This window comes from Arthrobacter antioxidans (assembly GCF_023100725.1).
Taxonomy (GTDB): Bacteria; Actinomycetota; Actinomycetes; order Actinomycetales; family Micrococcaceae; genus Arthrobacter_D; species Arthrobacter_D antioxidans.
Genome location: NZ_CP095501.1, coordinates 1,871,889 through 1,885,342 on the forward strand (window position 1 = coordinate 1,871,889; position 13,454 = coordinate 1,885,342).

Sequence of the window (13,454 nt, forward strand, 5' to 3'; positions counted from 1 at the left end):
AGTCTCTGATCCAACTCGGGCCAGAAGTCTCGCTGTACCCGGAACCTGTCCTGCAACCAATGCTTCTGTCGCGATTTCTCACTCCTGCTTACGAGACGGGGCATCAAGGCACCGGAGAAGCAGTAGCGGTGGGGAGCGCTGGAGTCTCGTTTGAGTGTCTTCCAGCCCAAGAGTTGCGGGACAGGGTGCTACTCGATCAGGGGATGGAGACCGCCAGCTAGGCTCAGCCCCGTGAACAAAACCATCGCCAGGTTCTTGAAGTAGTTGGTGGGCGGATAATTCCAGTCGCCTGATCGCGCGCACTGGTCCGGGTGCCTGATCGCGCGCACACTGGGACGACTCCATGAAGACCGCACCTGCCATCGAACGAAGGCCGTCGTGATCACTCCGACCAACCCTGCCTCGACGACGTCGCCGACGAATCAGCCGAGTGTCGTGCGCGGCCGTGCTTGGGTCCCATTCCTGATCGGGTTCGGTTTGCTGTGGGGCACGCTCGCACTGCTCGGCGAATGGGATGCCACCGGACGGTGGGGCATCCCGATCCTGACGGTCGTCGTGCTCGTTGCTGTAGTGGTGGATCGGGTGGCCCAGCGGACACCGTGGCGCGCGACGATCCGGCACCTCGGTCTGGGACTGCCCGCCTGGCGTGCCGTCACACTCGCCTCGGTGGTGTCCGCGCTGGTGTTGCTCGTCTTTCCGATCACCAGAATCGTCACGGGGGCCGACCTCGAGCTCGTCATCGACTGGCCCTGGATCCTGATCGGACTATTCGCCTTTCACGGCCTCGCGGAAGAACTCGTCTGGCGTGGATACGCTTTTCGCCGATTGCGGCTAGGACGCTCCTTCTCGCGCACCGTTCTCTGGACGATGCCCTTGGTGGCCGCGGCCCACATACCGATACTCCTGCAAAGCGGACCCGCCGTTGGGATCGGGGCACTGCTCGTCGCCGCAGTCACCTCGGTCCCGCTGGCATACCTCTATGAGACGGGAGGCGGCACGATCTGGGCGCCCGCGCTCGTCCATACCGCCATCGACAGTTTCAAACTGGTCGTCTTGCCGGCATCGGCGGTTTTGACGTTCTCGTTGCTTCTCGTCATGGTCAGCCTGGCTATACCCCTTCTCGCCCTGGTGGTCCCGCGGAGAGTCCTCTCATGTCGTTTGGCGCCACCTTCGCTGACTGCTGCTGAGCACCTGCGCCTTCCACGGACCGGCCGCAGAGCCGGGAAAAAAGCGTCTCGCCATGACGGGTGAGCAATGGGTGCTCTCAGCGACCGTCTTCTTGTCCGGGCTCGCGTGCGGCCTCCTGGGGATGCTGTGCACGATCATGCGGCCGATGCTCGCCGAGATGGACGGCCGGGAGTTCCGCAACTTCATGGAAGCGTTCCTCCGATTCGCGGACCACTCGTGGGGAAAGCTGTACAACCTCGGCTGGTCCCTTGGGATGTTCCTCCTGCCGATAGTGGCACTCGTGCTCCTCTGGGAGGACCGCGGTTCCGCGCCGTTCGTACTCACCGCGATCGGCCTGAGCATCGTGTTCGTCGGCGTCATCGTCGTCTCGAACGCCGTGAAAACGCCGCACTATACGTTGATTCTGGCCTGGGACCCCGAGGCGCTGCCGTCAAGTTGGGAGGCCGGGCGGCAGAAGTACTTTACGATCAACTGGATCCAGATGGTGACGACCTGGTCCGCGTCCGCCCTCTACATTGCGGCGCTGATCGCACTCTAGAGAGTGCTTCCGAAGCGATCCGTCAGCCCCCGCTCCACACCGTCAATCGGCTGCGCCGACCGGGCCAACCGATGAGGTAGCCGTACTGCGTCAGTTGTTCGGTGGGCGGTTACAGGGTCATCTCCTGGGTGACGAACACGTACGGTGTGACGAGCACCCTGTCGGCCGGTAGTGCGAGCTCGGGAGCGCCGTGCAGGTCGTCGCTGCGGTCAGCGATTCTGACGGTAACGTCTGTCGAGCGCGGCTCGAGAATCAGTCGGACGATTACGCCGGCTGGTGCGCTGCCTGTGTACTGGAATCCGAAGTCCCAGGAACCCGAGGCTCCCCGGACGGGGAGGTCGCGTCCGGCCACCGTGGCCTCCCGCACTCTGGCGCTGCGGGAGTCGATCCACAGGCCGACCGTCGGCGCCCCTCGTGTGGAGGACAGGCGAAGGGTCAGTTCACGCAGCCCGCCTCGCGTGCGCTCGTCGAGCACCTCCACCGCGGGTCCGGTGAGGCCCGGAGCGGAGGGGGCGGGTCCATATACGAGGTCGGCCCCGTCCGTCCACGGTGCCGCCGTCTCCAGCGCCGCGGGGCCGGCGGGTAGTAGCGCCTGACTCCACTCGGAACGGCGGGGCGCCGATGAGATCCAGTGGCCCTCGCCCGTATCGGCGGCCAGCACGTAGGAGACGGATTCCTGCCGTGAAGGTGTTGCGTCCTCCCGGTTGAGTGCCAGGCCGAGGGCCCCGACGGCGGTCGCGAGCGTCAGTGCCATGCCGGGGACGGCCGTGGCTCGCCAGGACCACCGGCGCGGGCTCCTTCGTACGGGCCGCAGGGCGTCCACCAGCGGCAGTGCGAGCAGCAGCAGCAACCCTAGGAAGACGGCACTCACCGGCCCACCGAGGCCAAGGCCGACGTCGAAGCCGACCCAGATGCCGGGGGCGACCAGGACCGTCGCAGCCATCAGGCCGAGAAGCAGGATGCCGTCGGAAGCGGTAGACCATCGTCGGGGCAGCGCTGCGGCAAGCCCGACGGCAATCGTCACGCACAGCGTGGGGAGCACGATCCCCATCGACATACCCGCCAGTAACAGTGCGAGAAGCAGACCGCTTGCAGCGAGGAGGACGAGGGACCCGAGGGCGAGGGCAGTCCCGCCCAGACGCCTCCGTGCCGGCCCGAGAACGGCGATTGCTACGCCGACCGCAGCTAGCAGCATGGCAGCCTGGTAGGGCACCGGCTGGTAGGGGTCGCCCACGACGGCGGAAGCCTGCGCGGGATCGATGATCAGCGCGATCTGCCACACGGCGAGGCCGGCACCTCCGGCTGCGACCAGACCGACGGCGGCGACGGCGGCGGCCAGGGCGGTCCGCGGAAGTGTCAGTGTTCTCCGCCGTCGCGCCACCAGGACGAGCGCGAGCACCAGTGCGGTGGTGCCGGCTGCCAGCGGCACGTCGAGGGTGGCAGGGTAGTGCAGGAGGCCCCAGGGCAGAGTGGTGACCCGCTCTTCTCCTCCCTCCTGCAGCGACGCGAGGTCGACGTCGATGAGTGTTCGCGCCAGCGCAAGGGTGGTCTGTCCCATCTGTTGCAATGAGGCCGTGGAAAGACGTGACGCGTCGTCCAGGGGTGAGTGGTAGAAGGCTCCACCGGCCACGAGGGCCGTGTCCATGCCGTGCCATCCGGCGTCGCTGAAGTGCCTGAAGTCCGAATCGTTGGGCAGCGCCTCGAAGGTCGCCTCCGTGCTGGAGTCGACGAGCACCCCCGTCAGCGAGGAAAGGGCCTCCAGGAGGTCTTCGTTGGGTGAGGTGATGCGGAACGTTATCGGCGTCCCGCCCACGCCGCGGGCCTCGTGGTTCAACACGACCGTCGGACCCAGCGTTTTCGCGTGTTCCCGGACGAAGGCTTCGGCCCCGAGGAGACCGGCCTCCTCGCCGTCGCTCAGCAGGACGACGACGTCGTTGCGGGTCTGTCCTGGACCCTCACTGAGCGCTCGGGCAGTTTCCAGGACGGCGGCGACGCCCGCCCCGTCGTCCGCGGCGCCGGGTGAGCCCGACACCGTGTCGTAATGCGCCGCGAGGACCACCGTGCCGCTGGGCGCTGACCCGGGGAGGGTAGCGACGACATTGGCGACCTCGGCAAGTCGATGAGTGCCAGTGGTGCCCCAGTCGGTGAAGCCGACGGTGCGCTGGATCCCGACCTGCCAGTCGGAGGACGTGAGGGACCCGACGAGATAGTCCTGGGTCTCGGCGTGTGCCGCCGAGCCGATGGTCCTCGGTGCCCGGCTGATGTGCTGCACATGGGCCATGGCCCGTGCAGCGCTGAACACCGTGGCGGGCGCGTCGCCGGGCGCCGGCGGCTGAGGAGTAATGGCCAGGATGGAGACCAGAGCACTTGCTGCAACCGCAGCGGCGGCAAGGACCACCGCGCGCCCGCGCCGGGGCTGTTGTGGTGGGGTCAGCGGGACACTTTGCCTCTGCGATGTCGCGGTCATGGCGGTCTCCTTCAGCTCTCTTCCGGTGTGATGGCAGTGGACAGCTCGAGAACGGCGACACCGCTCTCCCACAGCAGCTCGAGCAGCGCGCGTAGGGCGGCGTCGTCGAGCGAGTGGAACTCCAGCGCCGTGCGATCGCCCTCAGCCCGTACTTCCGTGGGCTCGAACCGGCCATCGATGTCATGACGAACCCCCGCGGGTAGGTGCCCAGCGATCTCCACGCGTCGGTCGTGCTGCATCGTGCCTCCCTGTGATGTCCAGGACCAGCGTGCTCCGCGATGAGAGCGCGGTCACCACACCTGGCCACGACCACCCGGGGTGGTCCGGGCCGGTCAGATCAGGCCGAGCTCGCGACCGCGAGAGACGGCGTCCGCGCGGGACACCACGTCGAGCTTCCGGTAGAGCGACTTCGTGTATCCCTTGACGGTGTTGATGGACAGGAAGAGCTCACGGCCGATCTCACGTTGGGAGAGGCTGCCCTGCAGGGCGCGGAGTACGGATAGTTCCCGCTCGGTGAGTTCCTCGGCCAAGGCACCGCGTCGGTGGGCCGCCCGGGCAGCACCCCGGCCGATCCGATCCTCGGCCACCAGCAGGCGTCGCCGCGTCGCTGGGAAGACCCATTCGGTCTCGGCGACCTCCCTTGCCTCGGTGAGCGCGGCGCGCGCTGCCGGTCGGTCACCGACCGCCAGTCGCGCGTCGGCAAGGGTCACCAGGACCCGGGTGGTCTGCGACGGGTGCGCGGCGGCCCGGGCCAGCCGTGCGGCGTGCTCCAGGATCGCGCATGCCACCAACGGCTCGCCGTCGTCATGAGCGAGTCGTCCCTCGGCCGTGCGAAGGAGAGCTGTCGCCTCCCCAGCTGCGTCGCCGAGGACAGCTTCCAGGGCGTCGGCGGCCCGGGCTGACGCCTGGACCACGGCCCGAGCATCCTCGGTCCGGCTCCCGTCGAGCAGTGCTGTGGCCAGCAGTCCGGCCGCGATCAGGGAGGTGAAGGCCGGGAGTTCGAGTGAGGAGGCCTGACGCGATGCCTCGTGAAGAACTGGTATCGCGTCGTCGACCTCACCCATCCCGAGCAGCACCAGCCCCAGGGTCAGTCTGGCGATGACGTAGCCCGGCAGGGCGGGGTTGTTCTCGCGGCGCGCTGCCTCCTGTGCCTCGAGGACTGACGCGGCGCCGGCCGTGGACCCGAATGTCACGCGGAGCGCACCGATGGCCCCCTGTGCACTCGACCACCCTCTCGGTGCACGACCATCCACCGCCAGGGCGGCTTCCGCGACGCCCAGCAGGTCGTCCACCCGCTCGAACTGCCCGCTGAAGCCCGCGGCGGCCGCCATCGCAATTGCCAGCCGCGGGTTGGCATCAACGAGTGGGCGCTCAAGCCGGTCCGCCAATGCCAACAGTGCTGTCGACCCGCCGGCGCCGATGAGCTCGTCATCGGCGTCCAGGATGAGCTCGGCAGCTTGCTCCTGGTGGCCAGCATCCAACAGGGCCCGCGCGGCCGCCTCCGGATCGCCGTGGTCCTGCCACCACCGGGCCGCGGCGGCCAGGACCTGCGACGCCCGACCGGGTGCCGTAGCTTCGAGCTCCCGGCGCAGACTCTCCCGGAACAGACGATGGCACCGATACCACTCGCGTCTGTCGTCGAGGGCGGTCAGGAACAGCCCGGACCGCTCCGATTCCTCCAGCAGTTGAGCCGACCCTGTGCAACCCAGCGCGGCATCGCACAGGTCGCCGCCCAGCCGGTCCAGGGGCGAGAGCTCGACCAGGAACCGGCGGTGCTCCTCTTCCAGCCGGCCAAGGACCTCACCGCTCAGGTAGTCGAGGATGTGGCGGTCGTCGCCGCTGATGAGGGCAACCCGCCGGGCAGGATCCGTTGCGCCGCGAAGCGTCAATGCTGCGAGGTGGAGGCCGGCGGCCCAGCCCTCCGTGCGGTCAACCAGCTGCGCCACGTCACCCTCGCTGATCAACGCGTCGCTGACCTCGGTCACGAGCCCAGTGGCCTCGTCGGCCGTGAATGCCAGCTCCGCGGCGCGGATCTCCGTAAGCTGACCGCGGGCACGGAAACGGGCCAACGGGAGCGCCGGGTCAGCGCGCGCGGACAGAACGACATGGATGTTCGCCGGCAGGTAGGCCAGGGCGAATTCCAGACCCTCGTGGATCTCACGGGCGTCGATCACGTGGTAGTCGTCGAGCACCAGGACGTAGTCCCCGCCGTCCGCCATGAGGGCGTTGAGTAGAGCGGGCACTGCCACCTGAACGGGGGGAAGTTGTGGCACCGCCAGCGCCGCCAACGCGGATCTACCAAGCCCCGGCCGACAGCTGTCCAGCGCCATAGCGACGTAGGTCCAGAAGCGCACTGGATCATCGTCACCCTCGTCGAGGGTCACCCACGCAATGGGCCGGTGAACCACCTCGGACGCCCACTGGGCCAGGACGGTGGTCTTGCCCCAGCCAGCCGGCGCAACAACGACGGTCAGCGGTGTCGGTGGAGGGTCGGCCAACTGCTCGAGCAGCCTGACGCGGGTGACGGCACGCGGTCGGGTCCAGGGTGGGGTCAGCTTGCCGGCCAGAACAGGTCTCGGCATGCCCGACGTCTGTTCGCTCGCCATGGACGGCCGCCTCGCCTCAACGTCGCAACTTCAGCGACCCGCTCAGACTACCTATCAGCTGGTTCCGGAGCCAGCCCCGATGGGAGCCAATCGGGGTGGCAGGAATCTGCGACGTAGCCCTCCGTGTCAATGGCCATCCGGCTCCTGGCGATGCAGCGGAGGTACAGTTCCCGCGGCCCGCGGACACTCGACAAGGTGCGCCGGCCCCACGACCCGGGAACCCTCCATGTTCAGGGTGGTTCGGGCGGACCGATTCGATGTCAGCATCGAAGGGGAGGCGCTTTGCGTGGCGGGACGGTGCGCCCAGCCGTTGCCTCGTTCTTGAGGTCGAACTCCAGGTCGAGGCATTCGGGGCTGATGAGTTCCCGCCAGGTCGAGGTGACCTGTGCGGTGGGCAGCGCGACGGCGATGACGTCGCCCGTCGCGGCCAGCGCTCCGCTCAACAAAAACACTGCGATCCTGAAGAAGCTTAGCGGGATCTACACACCTCGGTAGACAGGGTCGACGTCGCTGAAGACGGGTCCGGTGACGACGATCAGGCGTCGGCCGTGGTCCGCGGTGTTCTCCAGCGGGTGCGTGTCCAGGCCCAGCCACAGCTCGAGGCCCTGGTTAAATGTCGCCGCCTGAGGGGCAGCGTTTACCGGAGCGTTCGAGGTCCATCAGCTTCGCCCCGTCGATCCCGAGCGCCGTGACCGCGGCCAGACGCTTGTCGGGGCGCATCCACACCGAGAAATGCGTGGAGGGCAAAAGGACCGTTCCAGCCCCGTCAAGGGCTGGGATGAGTACCCGGCGGCCCAGGAAGTCCTCGTCGGATCCTTCGCGGACTGAGAGGTCCTCGACGGTGGCAACAGCAGTGGTGGTGATGCGTGGTTCGGGCAGGGTGGCGTCCATCGGCCGAAGGTACCAGCGGCATGTGACAGGTGGGCGAACAGGCGCATTGAGGACGGGGCCGTGCGGGTCTACCTCCACCACTTTCAGGATAAGGCGGGCAGGGGGACTTGCGGCAAGACCTTGCTGAGGTGGCATACTCGCGGCTCCGAGTATGCCGACAGGAGGAATTCAGATGTTCAGACCGCTCGAGGAGGGCCCGTTTTTTCACGGCACGGTCGCGGATCTGAAGGTGGGGGATCTACTCACAGCGGGCCACCGATCGAACTACCGCCCCGAGATCGTCATGAACCACGTGTACTTCACAGCTCTTGCCGACGGAGCCGGCCTCGCAGCGGAGATCGCCGCGGACCTCGCAGAGGGTTGCGCTGCCACTCCACGGGTGTATGTGGTCGAACCCACCGGAGTGTTCGAGGACGACCCGAACGTGACCAACAAGAAGTTCCCGGGTAACCCCACCCGGTCGTACCGCAGCAGCGACTCGCTGCGGATTGTCGGCGAGATCACCGAGTGGACGCGACTGACACCCGAGCAGCTGCAGACATGGCGGGAACGGCTGTCAGTGCTTCTCTTGAGCGAGAGAGGCGAGATCATCAACTGAGGGCTCACTGGGGTTAGGTGCGCGCATCGATTCGCTTGCAGGACTTATCGCCCGGCCATGAAGCGCTGCAAGAACCGTGCCCTTCATTAGTGCAACCCACACGGGGGAGTAGTGGTGTCTCGTCCGCGTGTGTTGCAACCCTCGGGTTACGAGACGAAGGCTGCCGCCAGATCTCTCTCGGGCCAGTTAGGCCCGGCCGGTGAGAAGCCGCCTGAAATTTGGCGTTTCCTCGCCACTGCTTCAGGGCGCTCCTGTCATTTCGGGCGATCGCATGAGTCGAGACTGATCTCCGTACAACTCTTCATTGTCACGGGTTCTGTGCTGGAGGAGACTTGAGGCGACGGCATCCCATCTCGTGCCGCCCGCGGGGCCATCCGGCTGCGGGGCCTCACAGGACCCTGTAGCGGCCTGATGGATCGATGAGCTCCATGACACCCCTTGAAAAGGCCGCTCAGCGGTCGCGCCATCTCTTGCTCCTGGTGGCTATCGCACTGATGGGGTGTCTCGGTGGGTGCGAGTCTGCGCCCGACGACGCCTCCCTCCCGTCCGCCAGTTCCCCGACGACGGAAGCTGGCACGGTGCCACCGCTGCCGGACAGCGACGACATCGACGCCGGCACATACCTCGTCACCAGCTACACGGAGCCTTTCGAGATCACCGTCCCGGACGGCTGGTTGAGCGACGGCGGTGACGTCCTGTCCAAGGACGACCCGGATCACCCGGATGAAGGGGCCGTCATCGTGGCTTGGTGGCCCGCGGATTATGTGCCGACGGATTCATGCGCGTGGGTGGGCGCGCTCGTCGAGGTCGGTCCGTCGGCTGAGGCCTTCGTCGACGCCATGACGGCGCAGACGTCGACGGTCAGCACCCCTCCCGTCGAGGTCGTGGTGGGCGATTACTCCGGCTTCGAGTTCGACCACTCCATCGAGGGCGACGTGGACATCACAGCCTGTGACCGCGACAAGTTCTGCCTCCACTCAGGATTCTCGAACGAATGCTCACGCTGGTACTCGACTCAGGATGAACGCGAAACCTACCGGGTGGTCGACCTGAACGGCCAGCGCGCTGTGATCTGGGTGACCCAATTTCACGAATCGATCAATTCGGAGCTGACGAGAGAGGCACGCGCCGTCTTCGACTCGATCGTGTTCACGTCCGACAAGTGACCAGCTAGTGCGATAGGCGATCACGCCCGCGGGCGCCGACTCCTTCTCTGAACCCACCTGGGACACTGTCCGGCCAGCCTTGACTAGCCCGATACCGCCGCCACGAAAAGTGCCGGTTCGCAGTGCACCCCGATTGAACGGGTTCAAGCGGGCGATCGATGCGATGCTCGTTGAGGACACGACGGCGCCACGGAAGCAACGCCATACCGCCCGGAGGATTCTGGCCCGGCTCATCGAGGAGCACGGGGCCAAGGAGTTGTCGTATTCCACGGTGCGCGACTACGTCCGGGTCCCGCGGGCTCAGATCGATGTCGAGGCAGGCCGCCGGGTCGAGGTGTTTGTCCCGCAGCAGCATGCGCCCGGGGCGGAGGCCGATGTGGATTTCGGTGAGCTCTGGGTCGTGCTGAACAGGGTGAAGACGAAGTGCCACATGTTCGTCTACCGGCTCTCCCACTCGGGTAAGGCCGTGCCTCGGGTCTACCTGACCCAGGCCAGAAGGCCTTCCTGGAGGGACATATCGAGGCGTTCACCCTTCTGGGTGGCGTCCCGACCAAGCACATTCGTCACGGCAACCTCACCAGCGCGGTCACCTCAGTGGTATTCGGGCAAGGCCGGCAACGCATCGAGAACGACCGATGGGTACTGTTTCGCTCGCACTACGGTTTCGACCCGTTCTACTGCCAGCTCGGCTTGGCGGGGCTCATGAAAAATACGTGGGGTCCACAGCACGATAGAACAAACCCTTCACCGTGCGCATCACGGCGCTTTCCAACGTCACAACTGGTTCAGCTCGCTTCATGACACCAATCTCCCGCCCAGGCAAGCGATTCAGATCGTTAGTTTTGTACGCCCCGTTGACGATCCTTGATCACGACGCTCAGGAGGAATCCAAGGAGGATCCTTTACCGAGGAGCGGTAACTGGCCGCGGTCTGGCGGTCAGTTGAGTTCAGCGAGGACAGCTCCTAGTTCGGAGTACGTGCTCGCGAGGTGCTGGTCCTCTCCAAGCCGACGGTATTCGAGGCGAGCTTCGGCGATGCTCCTCGCGCGGTAGATCAATGCCCGCAAAGTCGCGGCCGGCGTCGTCTGCGGGGTCCTTCGGTAGCCGCGTCGAAAGGCCTGCTGCACTTCGGGTGGGCGGCTTTGCAGGAGGAACAGCGTCCAGTCCGATTCGGTGTCTCCCCAGGACGTCCGATCGCAGTCGTAGATTCCGACGATACGAGGCGTAGCACTATCGGCCGCCAGCATCACATTGCCGATCCATAGGTCCCCGTGAAGCAGCCGCGGCACCGTGTCCTCATCTATCGAGGATGCGTGTGCCTTTATCACCTGCAGGATCTCGGCGATGTCGGATGCATCGAGGGCCGCATCAGTCATGTCCGCCGCAATGGCCTGAAAGGTCGCCGTGAGGCTCGCACTCCAGCTCTCGTACTGGACACCCCTAATGGGCCCGAAGCGTTCCCCGGTCTGCGCATGGATGGCGGCCAGGATTTCTCCGAGCTGGAACCAGAAGTCGAGTTGCTGTGCGGTCGTGTACTGCTTGAGCGCCTGGGCCGCTGGCACACCGGGGAGGTAGGACTGGATCAGGTAGTCCCGGTCGATGATGGTTCCGGTGAAGTCTGCCCGGATGACGGTGGGCATGAGGTGTCCGACGGCGGCCAGCAGGGGGAGGCTGGCGTACTCGGTGCGCATCAGGCGGTGTTCCAACCGTGACTGCCGGCCGAGCTCGGGTGCGACCCGCAGAATCAGTGACGGCACGTCGTGCCGGTCCAGCCGGTACGTCGTGTTGTACCTACCCCCGAGGAGTTCCTGAGCGGCAATGATTCGGGGTCTGTCCGGGAAAGCCCGATCACAGATGGCCCGCAACTCCTCCTCGGAGAGAGGCTGCTGAAAAGCTGAAGCCTCTCGAGGCACTGACCGTACATCCATACTCCGCATCGTAGAGCGCCTACTCAGCAATCCATGGCCGGGATGAGTCGAGGCTGGGTCACCAGGGTGTGCCGCGAAGGTCGATGTCACCCTGCGGCCACTCACTCGCCTCACGCATCGCCGAGCAAATCAGATTCGGGCCGCCCACGGACACGATGACAGATGTTTGGTCCAAGCGGGACACGCACTGTTCAGTCGCATGAACGTGAGTCCACCCTACCGATTCGTAGAACGGCACGACCTCTTGCCGGCATCCAAGAAAACCGAAGCCGACCCGGGCCTCATCGCGCATCACCTGTTGAGCCTGTCGCATCACCCGACTGCCGAGTCCTGTGCCACGGGACCGCTCATCAACGAGCACGCCCCCCGTGCCGGCCACCGAGACGTCATACCCACCGACCGTGATCACGCGCCGTTGGAACCCGACATGCGCCGCCAATACCGTCCTCCGGAACCCCAGGACGTGGAAATCTGCTGGTGAATATCCGTAGGGCGCATCGGGGTTCCACGGGCCGTAGTCACTCATATATTCGTCGTCGAAGAGCTTCTGAAGCGCGGAAAGTTCGACGCTGCTCAGGTCTGCATGCCGCTTCGCCCTTATCGCTTCATTCATCATGCAAGCGTATGTGCCGGCTCTCGCAGCAGGCGTTTACCCACAACCCGGGCGCCGATCCGGCAGCGGGACCCCGGTGTGAGCCTGTTCGCACCGCATAAAGAGCGGTCGTGGTCTTGGGCATCTGGTTGGTGCAATTATCTGTTCATGGCTTTCCGTGTCCCGTTACCCCGAGAACTGCATCGGGAGGGTGTTCTCCTGCGAGCACTGGATGATGAGGACTGGCGGCTGGAGTATGACTTGAGCCGGGTGCCTGATGTGCCGCAATGGACTTACTACCCGCCGAATTTGGATGAAGTCAGCGCGCGGCGTCGGGTCACTCGAACCAGGGAGAGGCACGAACAAGGTCTCGCTGGCAGATATGCAATCGTCATCGATGGCACCGCCGTGGGAACGGCTGGCATGGCATGGATTGAGGGCGCCAGCCCTGAGGTCTTTTATGTTCTGAAGCCTGCCGGGCGCGGCCGCGGCGTGGCCACCACATCTGTACGCCTTCTGGCGGAATGGCTGATAGCGCAGGGCCACCTCACGGTGGCGCTCGAAACAATCGCCGGGAATGTGGCAAGTGAGAATGTAGCGCAACGTGCCGGCTTCAGATGCGCGGAGGCGTACCCGGGATCCCAACGCGGGGCGCCTGTTCAATTGAACCGCTGGGTTCGAGACGCTCAACCGCCCTCGCTCACCAGCGAAAAATCACTTGGGTCGTAGTAATCGTCGTACCCTTTCGGGCGGACGAGGCCCATAAGCCGATCCATGCCGGGTGTGCATCTGGCTCACACCTAGACTCAATTGCATGATTGATGCGGTCAGTGAGGCGTACTCACGGCGTGCAGCGGAGTATACCGAGCTCTTCGGATCCATGGGCGCCGTGCACCCCTCCGACCGTCAGCTCGTATCTACCTGGGCTGACGGTGTTGACGGTCAGGTCATCGACGCGGGCTGTGGACCAGGGCACTGGACGAACTTCTTGGCCGAGCGTGGGCTCGAAGCACGCGGTATTGACTTGGTGCCCGAGTTCATCGCGAGAGCGCGCTCCGCCTATCCCGGCGTGTCGTTTGAGGTCGGCAGTCTCAACACCCTCGATGTCGAGACAGGAACAGTGGGCGGGGTTCTCTCGTGGTACTCACTCATCCACCACGATCCCAGCACAATCGGGATTCCCCTGCAGGAGTTCAACCGCGTTCTGCGCCCGGGTGGCATGCTGCTCCTCGGCTTCTTCGAAAGCCCTGCCATCGAGGGATTCGCGCATGCCATGGCCGCGGCGTACCGCTGGCCGGTGAGTGACCTCACCGAAGAACTGACTTCGGCTGGCTTCGACGTGATCGAGACGCACACCAGGACGACCACAGATCAGCGGCCCCACGCGGCAATCATCGCTCGACGCGCAAGCGCGGAGTGATCCATCCGGTAGCGGTGGCCCGCTGCCTGCTGTTTTAGGGAGGTGTCCAACGAATTTCAGC

14 protein-coding genes and 1 pseudogene are annotated in these 13,454 nt (G+C 65.5%); 7 read left to right on the forward strand and 8 right to left on the reverse strand.

What is annotated here, in order from left to right; translation table 11 throughout:
- The first annotated feature begins 378 nt into the window (after positions 1–378).
- Both MWM45_RS08505 and MWM45_RS08510 read left to right on the forward strand, forming a co-directional pair.
- Positions 379–1,251, forward strand: a complete 873-nt coding sequence (locus tag MWM45_RS08505; protein ID WP_247829081.1) for a CPBP family intramembrane glutamic endopeptidase — start codon at positions 379–381, stop codon at positions 1,249–1,251.
- Entirely contained in the window at positions 1,241–1,726 is a 486-nt protein-coding gene (locus tag MWM45_RS08510; RefSeq protein WP_247829082.1) for a hypothetical protein, read from the forward strand. The genes MWM45_RS08505 and MWM45_RS08510 overlap by 11 nt, the downstream gene beginning before the upstream one ends.
- A gap of 109 nt (positions 1,727–1,835) precedes the next feature.
- Here MWM45_RS08510 and MWM45_RS08515 read toward each other — a convergent pair whose 3' ends face one another.
- From MWM45_RS08515 to MWM45_RS08540, 6 genes are all read right to left on the reverse strand, one after another.
- Positions 1,836–4,193 (reverse strand): M28 family peptidase, encoded by a 2,358-nt coding sequence (locus MWM45_RS08515; protein WP_247829083.1) that lies wholly within the window; start codon positions 4,191–4,193, stop codon positions 1,836–1,838.
- 11 nt (positions 4,194–4,204) lie between these two features.
- Complete coding sequence (locus MWM45_RS08520; RefSeq protein WP_247829084.1) at positions 4,205–4,432, reverse strand: hypothetical protein; 228 nt, start codon at positions 4,430–4,432, stop codon at positions 4,205–4,207.
- A 93-nt stretch (positions 4,433–4,525) separates the two neighbouring features.
- Positions 4,526–6,799 carry a helix-turn-helix transcriptional regulator gene (locus tag MWM45_RS08525; RefSeq protein ID WP_247829085.1) on the reverse strand — a complete coding sequence of 758 codons (2,274 nt, stop codon included), beginning with the start codon at positions 6,797–6,799 and terminating at the stop codon, positions 4,526–4,528.
- Between the two features lie 260 nt (positions 6,800–7,059).
- Positions 7,060–7,251 carry a hypothetical protein gene (locus MWM45_RS08530; protein WP_247829086.1) on the reverse strand — a complete coding sequence of 64 codons (192 nt, stop codon included), beginning with the start codon at positions 7,249–7,251 and terminating at the stop codon, positions 7,060–7,062.
- A 27-nt stretch (positions 7,252–7,278) separates the two neighbouring features.
- Positions 7,279–7,395: a hypothetical protein gene (locus tag MWM45_RS08535; RefSeq protein ID WP_336296700.1), complete on the reverse strand. Its 117-nt coding sequence runs from the start codon at positions 7,393–7,395 to the stop codon at positions 7,279–7,281.
- 13 nt (positions 7,396–7,408) lie between these two features.
- Positions 7,409–7,690 (reverse strand): hypothetical protein, encoded by a 282-nt coding sequence (locus MWM45_RS08540; RefSeq protein WP_247829087.1) that lies wholly within the window; start codon positions 7,688–7,690, stop codon positions 7,409–7,411.
- A gap of 172 nt (positions 7,691–7,862) precedes the next feature.
- Here MWM45_RS08540 and arr point away from each other — a divergent pair, with 172 nt between their 5' ends.
- The 3 genes and pseudogenes from arr to MWM45_RS08555 all read left to right on the forward strand — a co-directional run.
- The gene (arr, locus tag MWM45_RS08545; RefSeq protein WP_247829088.1) at positions 7,863–8,288 is read left to right on the forward strand and encodes an NAD(+)--rifampin ADP-ribosyltransferase; all 426 of its coding nucleotides are present in this window, start codon (positions 7,863–7,865) and stop codon (positions 8,286–8,288) included.
- 419 nt (positions 8,289–8,707) lie between these two features.
- Positions 8,708–9,454, forward strand: coding sequence for a hypothetical protein (locus MWM45_RS08550; RefSeq protein WP_247829089.1), 747 nt, complete (start codon positions 8,708–8,710; stop codon positions 9,452–9,454).
- 61 nt (positions 9,455–9,515) lie between these two features.
- A pseudogene (locus tag MWM45_RS08555) lies at positions 9,516–10,153 on the forward strand (IS21 family transposase); the annotation flags it as partial.
- A 238-nt stretch (positions 10,154–10,391) separates the two neighbouring features.
- On the opposite strand, the gene MWM45_RS08560 reads toward MWM45_RS08555, so the two are convergent.
- On the reverse strand, positions 10,392–11,390 hold the full coding sequence (locus tag MWM45_RS08560) for a phosphotransferase family protein (RefSeq protein ID WP_336296697.1): 999 nt from the start codon (positions 11,388–11,390) through the stop codon (positions 10,392–10,394).
- Positions 11,391–11,439: 49 nt separating this feature from the next.
- Positions 11,440–11,997: a GNAT family N-acetyltransferase gene (locus MWM45_RS08565; RefSeq protein ID WP_247829091.1), complete on the reverse strand. Its 558-nt coding sequence runs from the start codon at positions 11,995–11,997 to the stop codon at positions 11,440–11,442.
- 144 nt (positions 11,998–12,141) lie between these two features.
- Here MWM45_RS08565 and MWM45_RS08570 point away from each other — a divergent pair, with 144 nt between their 5' ends.
- Together MWM45_RS08570 and MWM45_RS08575 are read left to right on the forward strand one after the other, a co-directional pair.
- Positions 12,142–12,702 (forward strand): GNAT family N-acetyltransferase, encoded by a 561-nt coding sequence (locus tag MWM45_RS08570; RefSeq protein WP_247829092.1) that lies wholly within the window; start codon positions 12,142–12,144, stop codon positions 12,700–12,702.
- Between the two features lie 85 nt (positions 12,703–12,787).
- Positions 12,788–13,393: a class I SAM-dependent methyltransferase gene (locus MWM45_RS08575; protein WP_247829093.1), complete on the forward strand. Its 606-nt coding sequence runs from the start codon at positions 12,788–12,790 to the stop codon at positions 13,391–13,393.
- Positions 13,394–13,454 lie beyond the last annotated feature (61 nt).